Genomic DNA, 16,994 nt, shown 5'->3' with positions numbered 1-16,994 from the left:
CCCCTAAGGCGAGGCAGAGATGCGTAGCTGATGGGAAACAGGTCAATATTCCTGTACCGATATGTAGTGCGATGTGGGGACGGAGAAGGTTAGCTCAGCCGGGTGTTGGATGTCCCGGTTCAAGCGTGTAGTCGTGCTGCCTAGGCAAATCCGGGCAGCTTAGATGAGGCGTGATAACGAGGCGGCTTGCCGCTGAAGTGAGTGATACCCTGCTTCCAGGAAAAGCCACTAAGCTCCAGCTACATACGACCGTACCGCAAACCGACACTGGTGCGCGAGATGAGTATTCTAAGGCGCTTGAGAGAACTCTGGAGAAGGAACTCGGCAAATTGACACCGTAACTTCGGAAGAAGGTGTGCCTTTAGTAGGTGAACCATTTACTTGGGGAGCCCAATGAGGCCGCAGAGAATCGGTGGCTGCGACTGTTTATTAAAAACACAGCACTCTGCAAAGACGAAAGTCGACGTATAGGGTGTGACGCCTGCCCGGTGCTGGAAGATTAAATGATGGGGTGCAAGCTCTTGACTGAAGTCCCAGTAAACGGCGGCCGTAACTATAACGGTCCTAAGGTAGCGAAATTCCTTGTCGGGTAAGTTCCGACCTGCACGAATGGCGTAACGATGGCCACACTGTCTCCTCCAGAGACTCAGCGAAGTTGAAATGTTTGTGATGATGCAATCTCCCCGCGGAAAGACGGAAAGACCCCATGAACCTTTACTGTAGCTTTACATTGGACTTTGAACAGATCTGTGTAGGATAGGTGGGAGGCTTTGAAGCGGTGCCGCTAGGTGTCGTGGAGCCAACGTTGAAATACCACCCTGGTGTGTTTGAGGTTCTAACCTTGGCCCGTTATCCGGGTTGGGGACAGTGTATGGTGGGCAGTTTGACTGGGGCGGTCTCCTCCCAAAGCGTAACGGAGGAGTTCGAAGGTACGCTAGGCACGGTCGGAAATCGTGCTGATAGTGCATTGGCATAAGCGTGCTTGACTGCGAGACTGACAAGTCGAGCAGGTACGAAAGTAGGACAAAGTGATCCGGTGGTTCTGTATGGAAGGGCCATCGCTCAACGGATAAAAGGTACTCTGGGGATAACAGGCTGATACCGCCCAAGAGTTCATATCGACGGCGGTGTTTGGCACCTCGATGTCGGCTCATCTCATCCTGGGGCTGTAGCCGGTCCCAAGGGTATGGCTGTTCGCCATTTAAAGAGGTACGTGAGCTGGGTTTAAAACGTCGTGAGACAGTTTGGTCCCTATCTTCCGTGGGCGCTGCAAGATTGAGAGAGCCTGCTCCTAGTACGAGAGGACCGGAGTGGACGCACCTCTGGTGTATCGGTTGTCACGCCAGTGGCATCGCCGAGTAGCTATGTGCGGAAGAGATAACCGCTGAAAGCATCTAAGCGGGAAACTCGTCTCAAGATGAGTCTTGCCGGGGCCTTGAGCCCCCTGAAGAGTCGTTCGAGACCAGGACGTTGATAGGCTGGGTGTGGAAGCGCAGTAATGCGTTAAGCTAACCAGTACTAATTGCTCGTGAGGCTTGACCCTATAACTTTGATCCAACGATCAAAGCTGTCTGAGGACAAGCGTTGTGCAGTTCTTCCAACGAATATCCTTGGACGCAATCAAGTTCACCGGTCGAAAGACCACCGCTGATTCCGCTTGCGTGGTTCAATTCCACGAAGCTTCGACTCTACCAATTGGTCGCAAAGCACCCCACAGGTGCTCGGCGGCAACAAGTTAAGCCTGATGACCATAGCGAGGTGGTCCCACTCCTTCCCATCCCGAACAGGACAGTGAAACGCCTCAGCGCCGATGATAGTGCGGGTTCCCGTGTGAAAGTAGGACATCGTCAGGCTATTAATAAAGCCAACCCCCGTCTCCTCCCAAGGTGACGGGGGTTTCGCTTTTGGGGCAACGGGAATCGGTTGAGTGGAAATAGTTGAACTGCGGTATACGCATCGCGGGCGAGTTTGCTTCCAAGCATTACCCGCATTGCTGCTCGCCAGGTCATGCATTACCCTGCTGCGCTCCAACAACTTCACCGAGGACGAGCCATGACCGTCGCCCGCCATTGGATGGCCCTGGGATGCATTGCCGCAGCCGCGATGCTCGCCGCTTGCGTGAGCAAGCCATCCCCCCAGAGTCCGATGAGCTTCTTTGTCACCAGCGCGAATCCCGGCAAGGGGGCCGACCTCGGCGGCCTGGCCGGTGCGGACCAGTACTGCAAGGCGCTCGCGACGGCCGTCGGTGCCGGCGACAGGGACTGGCGCGCCTACCTCAGCGCCGATGCGTCTGGTGGCACAACGCCGGTGAATGCGCGCGATCGCATCGGCAAGGGCCCGTGGAAGAACGCCCGCGGCGTCGTGATCGCCAACAGCGTCGACGAGCTGCACGGCGCGAACGCCCTCACCAAGCAGACCGCCCTGACCGAGAAGGGTGATGTGATCAACGGCCGAGGCGACACACCCAACCTGCACGACATGCTGACCGGCTCGACCCCGGACGGCCGCGTCGCGACCGGCGACAAGAACCTCACCTGCGGCAGCTGGACGCAGAGCGGCGAGGGCTCGGCGATCGTCGGCCATCACGACCGCACCGGCCTCGACGAGCAAGCGCCCGCCAAGTCCTGGAACTCGTCGCACCCGTCGCGCGGCTGCAGCCCGGACGCCTTGAAGGCGACCGGCGGTGCCGGCCTCTTCTACTGCTTCGCCACCAACTGAGCGTCCAAGCGGGCCGTCCTGTTCACGGCGCGACGCTCACCCCTTCGCGTCGCGCTTGCAAGCCTGTTGCAGCGCCAGCCACCCGGCTGCGCCGAGCGTCTCCATCGTCCGCATGTTGGTTTCGTAGATGCTGTCCGGGTTCGGGGAGCTGTCGACAGCGCGTGTGATGCTCTCCTCACGCAGCAGGTGCAGCGTGGGCCAGGGCGAGCGGTTGGTGGCGTTCGTGATGTCGTCGGGCTCGGTGCCGCCGAACTGGAAATCGGGGTGGAAGGCGGCGACCTGCAACACGCCTTCCAGCCCCATGTCGTCGACCGCCGCCTCGGCAATGCCGAGAAAGTCGTTGAACGCTTCGAAGTCGCCCAGCACGCCGGGATGGATCAGCAAGGTGGTCTCGATCTCGTCGGCAGGCGTGTCGATCAGGCGCTGCATCTCGTCGCACAGCACCGTGAGCAGCACTTCTTCGTCAGTCGCATTGCTGACCACATAGCGGATCTGGTCCTTGACCTGCACTGCCTTCGCGAACGGGCACAGGTTCAGCCCGACGACGGCGCGGTTGACCCATGCGCGGGTTTCGGCCGCTACGGCCTCTGCATCGATGTTCATCCGGCGATTGTCGCCGCTGCACACGACAGTGCTGGCACACTGCGCGCCTTGCCAGCCTGAACAGCCCCCATGCCCCCGCCGCTGAAATACCTGACCGGCTACCCCGAGCCCCTGCAAGCGCAAGTGCGCGACCTGCTCGACGCCGGCACGCTCGGCGAGCGGCTGTCGTCGCGCTACACCGACCTGCACGAGGTCCGCACCGACGGCGCGCTGTACGACTACACGATGGCGCTGAAGAACCGCTTCATGCGCAGCTCGCCGCCGCTCAGCAAGGTGGTGTTCGACAACAAGCTGCAGGTCGTCGAGCACGCGCTCGGCCTGCACACGATGACCTCGCGCGTGCAGGGCGGCCAGCTGAAGGCCAAGCGCGAGATCCGCATCGCCGGCCTGTTCCGCACCGGACCAGCCGACTTCCTGAAGATGATCGTGGTGCACGAGCTCGCTCACCTGAAGGAGCGCGCGCACGACAAGGCCTTCTACCAGCTGTGCACCCACATGGCGCCCGACTACCACCAGCTCGAGTTCGACCTGCGCGTCTACCTCACCTGGCGCGAATCGCAGGCCTCGCGAGAGACTTGACTCGCAGCGCCGTCACCAGTCTTCCTTGACGGCCAGCGCCATCTGCCGCCCGGCCGCGCTGCGGGCCGACAACCAGGCCGTCAGCGTGCCCGCGGCGACCACCGCCAGGCACAAGGCCGCGAGCCGCCCCCACGGCAGCAGCAGGTCCATCGTCCAGTGAAAACTCTGCGGATTGACGACCTTCACCAGCACGACGCTGACCGCCAGCCCCAGCAGCAGCCCGAGCAGCGCGCCCGCCGCGGTCCACACCGCGCCTTCGATCGACACCACCGCCAGCACCTGCCGGCGCGTCAGCCCGAGGTGGGCCAGCAGCCCGAACTCCTTGCGCCGCGCCAGCACCTGCGCCGAGAAGCTCGCGGCGATGCCGAACAGCCCGATCGCGATCGCGACCGCCTGCAGCCAGTAGGTGACCGCGAAGCTGCGGTCGAAGATGCGCAGCGAGAGCGCGCGGATCTCGCCCGGCGACGCGAACTCCAGCAGCCGCCCGTCGAGCCCGCTCGCCTGCGCCGCGGCCCGCAGCGCCGCCTGCACCGCCGCGGCATCGGTGCCCGGCGCCAGCCACAGCGCCATGTCGTTGACCTGCGTGTCGCCGGTCAGCTGCTGGTAGTCGGCCGATGGCAGCGTGACGGCGCCATGCTGGCGCGCATAGTCGCGCCACACGCCCCGCACGAACAGCCGCGCGCGCTGCCCGTTCGGCAGCGGCAGGTCGAGGCGCGTGCCCGGTGCCGCGCCGTACAGGCTCACCATGGCCTCGCTGACGTAGGCGGCGCGCTCGCCCGCCGGCAGCGGTAGCAACTCGCCGACCAGCGGCAACTCCTTCTCGGGTTGCGACAACGACCGCGAGATCAGCACGACGCCCGGCCGCTGCGGATCCAACTGCACCACCGACACCCGCTGCGATTCGACGCGCAGCACGCCGCCGACCGCCGCCGCGCGCTGCAGCAGTTGCGGTGGCAGCGTCACCACATCGTTGCCGCCGGGGCCGGCCGCCGCGCGCAGGTAGAGGTCGGCCGGCAATACGGTGTCCAGCCATTGCGTGACGGCATCGCGGAAGCTCGCGACCATCACCGTCAGTGCGACCGCCAGGCTCAGGCTCGCGACGACGCCGGCCACCGCGATCGTCGCGGTGTTGCGCTGGTGGCGTGCGCGCTCGATGGCCAGCAGCGCCAGCGGCCGCGTCGACGGCTTCAGCAGCGACAGCAGCGCCGCGACGCCGACCGGCACGCAGGCGATGCCGCCCAGCAGCAGGCAGGCGACCGAGAGATACGCGGCGAGCGGGATCTCGGCGATCGGCGGCAGCAAAGCGAGCCCGACCCCCGCCGCCAGCAAGGCCGGCCCCGGCCAGCGCGCCGCGCGGCCCTGCTGCGTGCCCAGCCCCTTCAGCGCCAGCGCGGGCGCCAGTTGCTGCGCGGCCCGCGCCGGCAGCCAGCCTCCGACCAGCGCGGCCGCTACGCCCAAGCCGCCATATGCCAGGGCCGCCAGCGCGCTGAACTGCAGGTGCGGTGCGACGCCCGGAAAGTAGCCGCCGCCCAGGTCCCCGGCCAGCAGCCGCAGCGCCAAGGCCGCGAGCCCGGTGCCGAGGGCCAGCCCGAGCACGCTGCCGGCGACCCCGAGCAGCGCTGACTCGGCCAGCACCAGCTGCAGCCGCTCGCGCCCGCCGAGGCCAAGAACCCCCAGCAACGCGAGTTGAGGCTGCCGCTTCGCGACCGACAGTGACAGGATCGAGAACACCAGGAAGGCGCCGGTGAACAGCGCCACCAGCGCCAGCACCGTCAGGTTCACGCGGTAGGCGCGCGACACGTTCGAGACGCGCTGCGCCGCCTCGTCCGGCGATGCGGCGCGCACGCCCTCAGGCAGTGCCAGCGCGCGCAGCACCGCCTCGCGGTCGACGCCGGGCGCAAGACGCACGTCGATGCGGCTGAGCCGGCCCAGCCAGCCGAAGGTGGATTGCGCGCCGGCGATGTCCATCACCGCGAGTGCCGGTCCGTTGGCGCCGACGCTGCCGCGCACCGGCAGCTCGACGCTGCCCGCCGTCGTCTGCAGGCGCACGCTGTGCGGGTGCCCGAGCTGTTGCTGCGCCTGGGCGTTCAGGAAGACCGAATCGGCCGCCAGCACCGCGAAGCGGTCCGCATCGCTGTCCGCACCCGCATCCGCCCGCGCTTCGGGCCGCGGCATCAACGCCGGCGACAGCGGCCCGGCCACCAGCGCATCGACGCCGACCACATGCAGCGGCACGCGTTGCCCCTGCGCATCGAAGGCGTAGGTGTCGAGCTCGACGATCGGGCTGGCGATCGCCACCTGCGGCCAGGTCGCGACGCGGCCGTACAGCCCTTCGTCGAAGCCGCCGCGCTGGCTGCGCAGTTCGAAATCCGGCTCGCCGTTGACGGCCCGCACCGCCGAGCTGAACTCGCCGAGCGCCGACTGGTTGATCAGCTGCACCGAGAACGCGAGCGCGACCCCGAGCATCACCGCCAGCAGCGCGGCCAGGTTGCGCCACGGGTGGTGCCGCAGCTCGGGCCAGGACAGGTGGCGCAGCAGCGACAGCACGGTGTCAGGCGCCCATGCCGGTCGACGTCAGCGTCAGCACGCGATCGGCGCGGGCCGCCGCGGTGCGCGAGTGCGTCACCAGCACGCAGGCGGCGCCTTGCTCGCGCACCTGCGCCGACAGCAGGTCCATCACCCGCTCGGCGGTGGCCGGGTCGAGGTTGCCGGTCGGCTCGTCGGCCAGGATCAGCTGCGGCCGGTGCACCAGCGCGCGGGCGATCGCGACGCGCTGCAGCTGCCCGCCGGACAAGGTCTGCGGCAGCCGCGGCCCGAGCCCGTCGAGGCCGACCGCTTTCAGCAGTGCCTCCACACGCGCCTCGTCGGGCCGGTGCTGCAGCAGCAGCGGCAGCCCGACGTTCTGCGCCACGCTGAGGTGCGGCAGCACATGGAAGGCCTGGAACACGAAGCCGAGGTGGGCGCGGCGGAACAGCGCCTGCTGCGTGTCGTCGAGCGCGGTGATCTCGGTGCCGGCGATGTGGACCGAGCCGGCGTCCACCGTGTCGAGGCCGGCCAGGCAGTTCAGGAAGCTCGATTTGCCGACGCCCGATTCGCCGAGCACCGCGACGAACTCGCCGGCCGCGAGCGCCAGGTCGACCCCGGCGAAGACCGGCGTGTCGCCATAGCGCTTGGCAAGGCCCCGCACCTCGAGCAGCGTCGTCATGCCGCCAGCTGCGCTGCGCACTCGACAGCGCATGCCACCGCGCGTTCGATCGCGTCCGGCGCATCGCAGGCGATCACCTGCCGCTGCGGCATGCCGCGCAGCCAGGTGATCTGCCGCTTCGCGAGCTGGCGCGTCGCCGCGATGCCGCGTTCCGGCAGCTCGCTGAGGTCGTCCTCGACCAGCGCCTCCCAGGTCTGCCGGTAGCCCACGCAGCGCATCGACGGCATGTCGGCATCGAGATCGCCACGCGCCTCCAGCGCACGCACTTCGTCGACCAGGCCGTCTTCCAGCATCTGGTGGAAGCGCGTTTCGATGCGCTGGTGCAGCCAGGCGCGGTCGCTCGGCTCCAGCGAGATCAGCGGCGGCAACTCGCGCGCCGGCTTCTCGGTGTGGAACGACGAGATCGGCTGGCCGCTGACGCGGTACACCTCCAGCGCACGCTGGATGCGCTGCTGGTCGCCCGGCTTCAGCCGCGCGGCGGTCACGGGGTCGACGCGCTTCAGCTCGCGGTACAGCGCATGCAGGCCGTCGCGCTCGCACTGTGCCTCGAGCGCGGCACGCACCGCGCGGTCGGCGGCGGGCATCGCGTCGAGGCCCTCGAACAGTGCCTTGAAATAGAGCATCGTGCCGCCCACCAGCAGCGGCAGGTGGCCGCGCGCGCGGATCTCGGCGATCAGCCGTTCGGCATCGACGACGAAGCGTGCGGCCGAGTAGGCCTCGCTCGGTTCGATGATGTCGATCAGGTGGTGCGGCACCACCGCGCGCTCGGCGGCGCTCGGCTTCGCGGTGCCGATGTCCATGCCGCGGTAGACCAGCGCCGAGTCGACGCTGATGATCTCGACCGGCTTGCCGCGTTCGGCCAGCGCCTGCGCGATCGCGAGCGAGGCGGCGGTCTTGCCGGAAGCGGTGGGGCCGGCGAGGCAGAGGTAGTTCAGGGATGCGGTCATCGGAAAGCTTTGTCTTGAGTTTGTTCAGGCGGCTTGCGTGGCGGCAGCGGCCGGCCGCGGCGGCTCGCCATGCCGCTGCACCAGCGTCCACGCGACGGCCGCCACGCCGACGCTGCACACGCCGATGCCGAGCGTCAGCGGGTACACGGTGCCGTCCAGGTGCTTGCCGAGCCACAGCCCGACCGCGAGCGCGCTGAGCGTCATGCCGAAGCCCGACAGCGAGGCCGCGGTGCCGGCTTTCTCCGGAAACGGGCCGACCGCGCCGGCCTGCCCGCAGGGCTGGTGGATGCCGTGGCCAACCGCATAAAGCCATTGCGGCAGCACGATCGCCCACACCTCGTGCACGCCGGCCAGGCTGAGCGCCGCCATCGTCACGCCGCCGCCGAGTGTGAAGCCGCCGCCCACCGCCACCGCGCGGCGCAGCCCGTGCGAGGCCAGCAGGCGCCGGCACAGCAGCGTGCCCAGCGTGTACGCGAGCGAATTGCTCAGCATGATCACGCCATAGCCCACCCGCGAGGTGCCCAGCACCTCGATGAACACGAACGACGATCCAGCCAGCAGGAAGAACAGCCCGCCATACGTGAACGCCGACAGCGCCGCCCAGGCCTGGAAGGTCGGGTGGCGCAGCACGCTGCCCCAGTTGCGCAGCAGCGGGCCGAGCTGGGTCGCGCCGGCATTCCGCGCCGGCACCGTCTCCTCGAAGCGCGACGCGATGAAGGCGAGCGTCAGCGCGCCGAACACCGCCGGCGCCATCAGCGCCGCATGCCAGCCCAGGTACTGCGCGAGCAGCCCGCCGATCACCGGGCTCGCCATCGCGATCACGCCCAGGCCGGTCAGCGCGCGCGACATCACGCGGGCGCCTTCGTGCGGCGCATACAGGTCGCGGATGATCGAGCGCCCGCAAGTCACGGCCGCCGCCATCGCCGCGCCCTGCAGCGCGCGCCACCACACGAGCCAGCCGATCGACGGCGCCAGCGCGCTCAGCACGCTGGCCACGGTGTACAGCGCCAGGCCCGCCAGCAACACCGGCCGGCGGCCGAAGCGGTCGGCCAGCGGCCCGCAGACCAGCTGCGCGACGCCGAAGCAGATGATCAGCGCCGACAGCGTCAGCTGCGCCGCCGACACCGGCGCGTCGAGCGCGCGCGTCAGCATCGGCAGGGCCGGCAGGTACAGGTCGGTCGTGACCGGCTGGATCCCGAGCAGCAGGATCAGCGAGAGCACCACGACGGCGGGGCTCATCGAATGGCGGGGAGTGGTCACGGGCAGGATGAAGGGGAATGGGCGCGCGGCACGACGCGCACCGGCGCAAACCCCGAGCCTATCAGGCTCCCACGTGGCGGGCCGGCTTGCTACGATGGCTCCGTCGCGCCCACCGGCGCCGTCCTGCCCCGCCGGAGATCCCCGCATGCGTCCCGTCCCCCGCGTTCCGTCCGTCGTGTTGTCCGCCGTGCTGTCCGCAAGCCTCGCGCTGGCCGGCGCGCCGGCGCATGCGCTGACGATCGGCACCGAGCAGGTCGCCGAAAGCGAAGGCATCGTCAGCGGCGCCGCGCAGCGCGAGCGCCTGCTGGCGGCGCTGGAGCGCGACGACGTCGCCCGTGCGCTCGCCGAACGCGGCGTCGACCTCGACCAGGCCCGCCTGCGCGTCGCCGCGCTGAGCGACGCCGAGGCGGCGCAGCTGGGCGCCGAGATCGATCGCGCGCCGGCCGGCGCCAACGACGTCGTCGGCTCGCTGATCTTCGTGCTGGTGCTGCTGCTGATCACCGACATCCTCGGCTACACGAAGGTGTTTCCGTTCACGCGGCCGATCCGCTGACGTGATGCGCGCCGCGCTGGTGGCGCTGAGCGTCTTCTTGACTGGTTGCGCGGTGCAGACCGCCGCGCTGCGCGCGCATCCCCCCGCCGACCTGCCGCCGGTCGTCGAACTGCGCGCCACGCCGTTCTTCCCGCAGACCGACCACCAGTGCGGCCCGGCCGCGCTGGCCACCGCGCTCGGCGCGGCCGGCATCGCGGTCGATCCAGCGGCGCTCGCCGACGAGGTCTTCGTGCCCGCGCGCGCCGGCAGCCTGCAGACGGAGATGCTGGCCGGCGCGCGCCGCCACGGCGCGGTCGCGACGCGCATCCCGGGCCAGCTCGATGCGCTGCTGCGCGAGCTGGCGGCCGGCCACCCGATCGTCGTGCTGCAGAACCTCGGCCTGTCGTTCGTGCCGCTGTGGCACTACGCGGTCGTCGTCGGCCACGACCTGCCGCGCGGCGAGCTGCTGCTGCGCTCCGGCCGCACCGCGCTCGAGCGCATGCCCTTGTCGACCTTCGAGCACACCTGGGGCCGCTCCGGCTTCTGGGCCTTCGTCGCGCTGCCGCCGGGCGAGTGGCCAGCCACTGCACGCGCAGAAACGGCCATCGAGGCGGCCGTCGGCTTCGAGCGCAGCGCGCCACCGGCGGTGGCGGCCGGCGTGTTTGCCTCGGCGCTGCAGCGCTGGCCGGGCGCGCTGAGCCTGCAGATCGGCTGGGGCAACAGCCTGCGCGCCGCCGGCGAGCCGGTGCAGGCCGCCGCGGTGTTCCGTGCTGCGGCCGAACAGCACCGCAGTGCCGCGGCGTGGATCAACCTGTCCGACACGCTGATCGCGCTCGGCCGGCACGACGATGCGGTGCAGGCCGCACGCGCCGCGCTGGCCTTGCAGGACCGCTGGCAGGCGCAGGCGCAGCAGGCGCTCGACGAAGCGTTGCAAAGCGCACGCTGACACGCATTCCAGGGGGCGCCGCTTCACTCAGATGGGGGGTCCCCCCGAGGGTGTCGCGAGGCCTTTTGACTTTACATTGCTTCACTGGAAAGACACGGAGGATCACAGGCCGCACTTGGGCGGGCTCGACTCCCTTGTCGACGGCGTCGTGCGATGAGCCCCAATCCCTGGTTGCAACGCTTCACTCCCCGCCCCGCGGCGCGAGCCCGGCTGTTCTGCTTCCACCATGCCGGTGTGGGCGCGGCCGTGTACCGCCCGTGGCTCGCCGGTCTGCCCGCCGAGCTGGAGCTGGTCGCGGTGCAACTGCCCGGCCGCGCGAACCGGCTCGATGAACCGCCGATCGACCGCATGGGCGCGTTGATCGACGCGCTGCTGCCGGTGCTGCGCGCCGAGCTCGACGGCAGGCCGTTCGCGTTCTTCGGCCACAGCATGGGCGCAGTGCTCGCCGCCGAGGTCGCGCGCGCACTGCGCGACGCCGGCGCGCCGGTGCCGGCGCAACTGATCGTGTCGGGCCGCCGCCCGCCGCACTGGCCGTCGAACGAGCCGGCGCTGCACCGCTTGCCGGATGCTGCCTTCGTTGCCGAGATCCAGCGCCGCTACGGCGGCATTCCGGCCGAGCTGCTGCAGCATGCCGACGTGATGGCGCTGCTGCTGCCCAGCCTGCGCGCCGACATCGCCGCGCTCGAGACGCACCGGCCGCCGGTCGGCCGCGCGCCGCTCGATTGCGCGCTGTCGGTATTCGGCGGCAGCGACGACCCGCTGACGCCGCGCGAGCACCTCGACGGCTGGCGCGGCGAGACGCGCGGCCCGTTCCGCGTGCGCGTGTTCCCCGGCGACCACTTCTACCTGGCCGGCCGGCGCGATGCGCTGCTGGCCGACCTGTCGGTCACGTTGGCACCGCTGCTGACGCCCACGCCGACACAGTCCTTCAGCTTCGCCTGACGAGAGGCTTCGATGAACGGCACCGACCACGACACGCCAGCCCACGCTGCCGCTGCCGTTGTCGCTGGTGTCGCCGTCGTCGGAATAGGCTGCCGCTTCCCCGGCGGCGTCAGCGATCCGGCGAGCTTCTGGCATCTGCTGAGCGAGGGCCGCGACGCGATCACCGAGATCCCCGCGAGCCGCATCGACCTCGGCCACTACCACGACCCGCGCCCCGCGACGCCGGGCCGCATCATGACGCGCTGGGGCGGTTTCCTGGACGGCATCGAAGACTTCGACGCCGAGTTCTTCGGCATCTCGCCGCGCGAGGCCGAGCGGCTCGACCCGCAGCAGCGCCTGCTGCTCGAGACCGCGTGGGAGGCACTGGAGGATGCGGGGCAGGATGTGTCACGCATCGATGCCGACCGCGCCGGCGTCTACGTCGGCCAGTGGCTCAGTGACTTCGAGGCCCGGCTGTTCAGCGACCCCGAGGCGGTCGATTTCTACATGACCACCGGCAGCGGGCGCTATGCGTCGTCGGGCCGGCTGTCGTACGCGCTCGGCCTGCGCGGCCCGAGCCTGACGCTGGACACCGCCTGCTCATCGTCGCTCGCGGCCATCCACCTCGCGGCGCGCGCGGTGCGGCATGGCGAATGCACGCTGGCGATCGCCGGCGGCGTCAACATCATCCTGCAGCCGCACATCAGCATCGCGTACTCGCAGAGCCGCATGATGGCGCCCGATGGCCGCTGCAAGTTCGGCGATGCGCGCGGCGACGGCTACGTGCGCAGCGAAGGCGCGGGCCTCGTCGTGCTGAAGACCCTGGCGCAGGCGCAGGCCGACGGCGACCGCATCTATGCGCTGATCCGCGGCAGCGCGGTCAACAACGATGGCCGCAGCAGCGGCTCGATGGGCACGCCCAGCCGCAGCGGGCAGCAGGCCTTGCTGCGCAGCGCGTACCGCGATGCCGGGCGCGCTGCCGCCGAGGTCGGCTACGTCGAGGCGCACGGCACCGGCACGCGGGCGGGCGATCCGGTGGAGCTGGGCGCGTTGTCCGATGTGCTGGGCGAGGGCCGTGCGGCCGGCGCGTGCGCCGCGGTCGGCTCGGTGAAGACCAATTTCGGCCACACCGAAGGCGCGGCTGGCGTGGCCGGGTTCATCAAGGCGGCGCTCGCATTGCAGCATCGGCAGATCCCGGTGAGCCTGCACTGCCGCGAACCGAACCCGGCGATCCCATGGGCGCAGATGCCGGTCGAGGTCGCCCGCGAAGCGCGGCCGTGGCCGGCCGATGCGCCGTTGGCGGGTGTCAGCGCGTTCGGCATCGCAGGGACCAATGCGCACGTCGTGCTCGAAGGGGCGCCGCAGGTCGAGACCGGCAGCGCCGAGCACACCGTGCCGTTGCTCGTCCTGTCGGCTCGGTCCGATGCGGCCTTGCGCGCGCTCGCACTGCGCTACGCCGCCTTGCTGACCGACGGCGCCCCGCTCGCCGATGTCTGCTGGAACGCCGCGACCCGCCGCACCGCGCTGGAGCGCCGCGCCGCCTTCGTCGCCGACGACGCGCTGGCGATGGCTGCCGCGGTGAAGCGGTATGCCGATGGCGAGGCGGCGGCGGCCGAGGGTGTCGCGCCGTCCGAGCGCCCGAAGCTCGCGTTCGTCTGCCCCGGCCAAGGAGCGCAATGGACCGGCATGGCACGCGAGCTGATGGCGCGCGAACACGTCTTCCGCGCTGCGCTCGACGCGTGCGACGACGCTGCGCGGCCGTTCGCCGCCGAGTGGTCGATCACCGAGCAGCTCGCCGCCGAACCCGGCAGCGCTGCGTACCGCCTCGACCAGATCGACGTGATCCAGCCGGTGCTGGTCGCGCTGGCCTGGGCCTATGCGGCGCTGTGGCGCTCGCACGGTGTCGAGCCGGACGCTGTCGTCGGCCACAGCATGGGCGAAGTCGCCGCGGCCGCGGTGGCCGGCGCGTTGAGCCTGCCGCAGGCGATGCGCATCATCTGCCGCCGCAGCGCGCTGATGCGCCGCACCAGCGGACAGGGCGCGATGGCGCTGGTCGAACTGAGCATGGCCGACGCGCAGGCGCGCATCGCCGGCCATGAGGCGCAGGTGGCAGTGGCCGTCAGCAACAGCCCGCGCTCCAGCGTGATCTCCGGCGACCCGGCGGTCGTGCAGGCCTTGATGGCGCAACTGGAATCCGAAGGTGTGTTCTGCCGCCTGGTGAAGGTCGACGTGGCTTCGCACAGCCCGCAGATGGCGCCGCTCGCGGCCGAGCTCGCCGCCGAGCTGCACGACCTGCAACCCCAGGCCACGCGCGCGGCCTTGTATTCGACGGTGCTGGCGCGCCGTGCCGAAGGCGCCGAGCTGACTGGCCGCTACTGGGCCGACAACCTGCGCCAGCCGGTGCGCTTCGGCGCGACGGTGCAGCAGCTGCTGGCCGACGGCATCACGGTGTTCGTCGAGCTGGGCCCGCACCCGGTGCTGCTGCCGTCGGTGCAGCAGACGGCGCAGGCCGGCGGTCGCGAGGTCACGACGATCGCCTGCGCGCGCCGCGACGAGGCCGAGCTGCCTGCGATGCGCGCGGCCCTCGGTGCGCTGCACTGCGCCGGCGTCCCGCTCGACTGGTCGCGCATGCTGCCGCGCGGCCGCACGCTGACGCTGCCGACCTATCCGTGGCAGCGCGAGCGCCACTGGATCGCCGCGGCCGACATCGCTCCGGCCGGTGTGCAGGGCCACGGCCCGGTGGTCGACAGCCGGCACCCGGTGCTCGGTGCCGGCATCCAGCTGGCCGGAATGCCCGCGGGGGCGCTGTGGAATGTCTCGATCGACCCGGGCCGCGTGCCGGCCTGGTTCGCGCATGCGCTGCATGGCAGCGCGGTGCTGCCGGCGTCGGCCTGGTTGGAGCTGTCGCTCGCCGCGGTGCAGGCGCTGGCACCGGGCGCCGGCGTGCAAGGCCTGCGCTTCGATCGCGCGCTGCACCTGCAGCCCGATGCCGCGAGCGCGCTGCAGCTGCAGGCCGTGGCCGGCGCTGACGGCGCGCTGGCGCTGAACTTCCAGACCCGTGGCGACAGCGCGTGGATGCTGCATGCGCAGGCCCAGGTCGCACCTGTCGCCGCGTCGGTACACGACACCACCGCGCAGGCGCGGATGCGCACGCAACCCGCGGTCAGCGGGGCGGATCTCTACGCGCGGCTCGATGCCGCCGGCGCGAAATTCGGCACTGCGCTGCACGGCATTGCGCAGGCCTGGTTCGCGCCCGCCGAAGCGCTGGCGCAGCTCACGCCGATGGCCGACGAGCGCTTCGGCATTCCGCCCGCGGCACTCGACGCCTGCTTCCAGCTGATGGTGACGCTGGCCCCGCCCGGCGCGCTGTGGTTGCCGACACGACTAGACGGAGCACGCCGGCTGCGCGCGATGTCGGGCCCCGGCTGGATCCATGCCCGCGCGACCGCACCGCAAGGCGATGGCGAGCCGGTGCGTGTCGATGCGCTGCTGTTCGACGAGCAAGGCCCGGTGCTGCAGCTCGACGGCCTGGTGCTCGAACGCCTGGGCGCCGCGGCCCGTGCCGATGCGGCCGATGCGTTCTACGCGCTGGGCGAGGTCGAGACGACGTTGACGCCGAAGCCACAAGCGCGCGACTGGGCGGTGATCGGCGACCGGGGCGGGTTGGCGCAGGCGCTGCAACAGCGCGGCGAGACGGTGCATCGCTTCGCCGATGCCGCGGCGCTCGCCACGCTGGCGCTGTCGCAACGCCTCGATGTCGTCGACCTGCGCCCGCTGGACCTGCAGGCGGTCGGCGATGTGTCGGCGCTGCATGCGATCGTGCAGGACGCGCAAGCGGTGATCCGCCTGCGCGCCGGTGCCGACGTGCGGCTGTGGCTCGTCACTGCTGGCTCGCTGGCGCAGGCGCCGCTGTCGGGCTTGGCCGCGACGCTGGCGGCCGAGCACGGCGACCGCTTCGGCGGCCTGATTGAACTCGATGGCGCGCTGGAATCGCTGATCGATGCGGTGCAGGCCGATGCCGGCTCGTGCACGCTGCGCGGCGGCTGCTGGACGCGCCCGGTGCTGAGACGCCTTGCGCCGCAGCCGACGCTCGCGCTGCCGTGGCGTGCCGATGCGAGCTGCCTGCTGACGGGAGGCCTCGGCGGCGTTGGCCGCCACGTCGCCGGCTGGCTGGTCGCGCAGGGCGTGCGTCACCTGGTCGTGCTCGGCCGCACGCCGCTGCCGCCGCGCGAGCAATGGGGTGCATCGCAGGCCCCGGCCGTGCAGGCGGTGCGCGAACTGGAAGCCCACGGTGCCAGCGTCGACTACGCGGCCGTCGATGTCGCCGACGAGGCCGCGCTGTCGGCCTTCCTCGCGCGCCACCGGGCCGAGGGCCGCCCGCCGATCCACAGCGCGATCCACGCGGCCGGCATCACCGACGACACGCTGATGCACGAGCTCGATGCCGCGTCGCTCGCCGCGGTGCTCGCACCGAAGCTGCAGGGCGCGTGGAACCTGCATCGCGCGCTGCCCGAACTCGATCGCATGGTGTTCTTCTCGTCGATGGCGGCGCTGATGCCGCAGGCCGGCCAGGCGAGCTACGCGGCAGCGAATGCTTTCCTCGACGCGCTGGCGCGCCAGCGCCGCGCGCAGGGCCGGCATGCGCAGAGCATCGGCTGGGGCGTGTGGTCGCAGACCGGCGTGATGCGCGGCGAGGGCGGCCGGCGCCAGCTCGACGAGCTGCAGCGCCAGGGCATTGGCGGCTTCGCGCCGTCGCAGGCGCTGGCCTTGCTCGGCGATGCCTTGCGTCAGGACGTGGCGCATCTGCTGGTGATGCCGGTCGACTGGCGCGCGATGCGCAAGAGCCTCGGCGCGCGCGATGTGGCGTTGCTGAACGAACTGCTCGCCGATGCAACGGTGCCGGTCGCCGATGCGCCACTCGCCGAGAGCAGCGACCCCGCCGAGCGCCGCCGCGCGCTCGACCGTGCGGTGCGCGATGTCGTCGGCCGCGTGCTGAAGCTGACGCCGTCGAAGATCGATGCCCGCAAGCCGCTCGGCACGATGGGCCTCACGTCGCTGATGGCGCTGGAGCTGCGCAACCGGCTGGAGCCGCTGCACGGCAAGCCGCTGTCGGCGACGCTCGCGTGGAACTACCCGACGGTCGATGCGCTGGTGGCGTTCCTGTCGGGCGATCACGAGCCCGCCGTGGTGGCAGCCGAACCGGAGGCACCGACCCCGGAACTGGCCGCTGTCGCCGAACTGTCCGATGAAGACGCAGCGCGCCTGCTGCGCAAGAGACGTTGA

The 16,994-nt window shown here is 70.2% G+C and carries 11 protein-coding genes and 2 rRNA genes (1 of these 13 cut by a window edge); 8 read left to right on the top strand and 5 right to left on the bottom strand.

Annotated elements, in window-relative coordinates:
- From BUE42_RS27390 to BUE42_RS27380, 3 genes are all read left to right on the top strand, one after another.
- Positions 1–1,543: ribosomal RNA gene (locus BUE42_RS27390) — 23S ribosomal RNA — on the top strand; it begins 1,334 nt to the left of the window's first position.
- A 197-nt stretch (positions 1,544–1,740) separates the two neighbouring features.
- Positions 1,741–1,853, top strand: a 5S ribosomal RNA gene (gene rrf, locus BUE42_RS27385).
- Between the two features lie 199 nt (positions 1,854–2,052).
- Positions 2,053–2,718: a hypothetical protein gene (locus BUE42_RS27380; RefSeq protein ID WP_073468457.1), complete on the top strand. Its 666-nt coding sequence runs from the start codon at positions 2,053–2,055 to the stop codon at positions 2,716–2,718.
- A gap of 36 nt (positions 2,719–2,754) precedes the next feature.
- Here the strand turns inward: BUE42_RS27380 and BUE42_RS27375 are convergent, their stop codons facing one another.
- Positions 2,755–3,321 carry a DUF1415 domain-containing protein gene (locus BUE42_RS27375; RefSeq protein ID WP_073468456.1) on the bottom strand — a complete coding sequence of 189 codons (567 nt, stop codon included), beginning with the start codon at positions 3,319–3,321 and terminating at the stop codon, positions 2,755–2,757.
- 69 nt (positions 3,322–3,390) lie between these two features.
- Here BUE42_RS27375 and BUE42_RS27370 point away from each other — a divergent pair, with 69 nt between their 5' ends.
- Positions 3,391–3,900, top strand: coding sequence for a YgjP-like metallopeptidase domain-containing protein (locus BUE42_RS27370; protein ID WP_073468455.1), 510 nt, complete (start codon positions 3,391–3,393; stop codon positions 3,898–3,900).
- Positions 3,901–3,912: 12 nt separating this feature from the next.
- Here BUE42_RS27370 and BUE42_RS27365 read toward each other — a convergent pair whose 3' ends face one another.
- The 4 genes from BUE42_RS27365 to BUE42_RS27350 are packed head-to-tail and all read right to left on the bottom strand — an operon-like array spanning position 3,913 to position 9,291.
- On the bottom strand, positions 3,913–6,447 hold the full coding sequence (locus BUE42_RS27365) for an FtsX-like permease family protein (protein WP_073468454.1): 2,535 nt from the start codon (positions 6,445–6,447) through the stop codon (positions 3,913–3,915).
- A 4-nt stretch (positions 6,448–6,451) separates the two neighbouring features.
- The gene (locus tag BUE42_RS27360; protein ID WP_073468460.1) at positions 6,452–7,105 is read right to left on the bottom strand and encodes an ABC transporter ATP-binding protein; all 654 of its coding nucleotides are present in this window, start codon (positions 7,103–7,105) and stop codon (positions 6,452–6,454) included.
- The gene (miaA, locus tag BUE42_RS27355; protein ID WP_073468453.1) at positions 7,102–8,052 is read right to left on the bottom strand and encodes a tRNA (adenosine(37)-N6)-dimethylallyltransferase MiaA; all 951 of its coding nucleotides are present in this window, start codon (positions 8,050–8,052) and stop codon (positions 7,102–7,104) included. The genes BUE42_RS27360 and miaA overlap by 4 nt, the downstream gene beginning before the upstream one ends.
- A gap of 24 nt (positions 8,053–8,076) precedes the next feature.
- A complete protein-coding gene (locus tag BUE42_RS27350) occupies positions 8,077–9,291 on the bottom strand; it encodes a multidrug effflux MFS transporter (protein ID WP_073468452.1) in 1,215 nt (404 codons plus the stop codon).
- 166 nt (positions 9,292–9,457) lie between these two features.
- Between BUE42_RS27350 and BUE42_RS27345 the strand changes: the two genes are divergently transcribed.
- The 4 genes from BUE42_RS27345 (at position 9,458) to BUE42_RS27330 (ending at position 16,994) form a co-directional block, all read left to right on the top strand.
- Positions 9,458–9,865 (top strand): PA2779 family protein, encoded by a 408-nt coding sequence (locus tag BUE42_RS27345; protein WP_073468451.1) that lies wholly within the window; start codon positions 9,458–9,460, stop codon positions 9,863–9,865.
- Between the two features lie 4 nt (positions 9,866–9,869).
- Positions 9,870–10,790 carry a PA2778 family cysteine peptidase gene (locus BUE42_RS27340; protein WP_073468459.1) on the top strand — a complete coding sequence of 307 codons (921 nt, stop codon included), beginning with the start codon at positions 9,870–9,872 and terminating at the stop codon, positions 10,788–10,790.
- A gap of 153 nt (positions 10,791–10,943) precedes the next feature.
- Positions 10,944–11,732: a thioesterase II family protein gene (locus tag BUE42_RS27335; RefSeq protein ID WP_073468450.1), complete on the top strand. Its 789-nt coding sequence runs from the start codon at positions 10,944–10,946 to the stop codon at positions 11,730–11,732.
- Positions 11,733–11,744: 12 nt separating this feature from the next.
- Complete coding sequence (locus BUE42_RS27330) at positions 11,745–16,994, top strand: type I polyketide synthase (RefSeq protein ID WP_073468449.1); 5,250 nt, start codon at positions 11,745–11,747, stop codon at positions 16,992–16,994.

The sequence above is a fragment of the Rhizobacter sp. OV335 genome, from assembly GCF_900142965.1.
GTDB lineage: Bacteria > Pseudomonadota > Gammaproteobacteria > Burkholderiales > Burkholderiaceae_C > Rhizobacter.
This window is presented reverse-complemented; position numbering and strand designations above follow the sequence as displayed.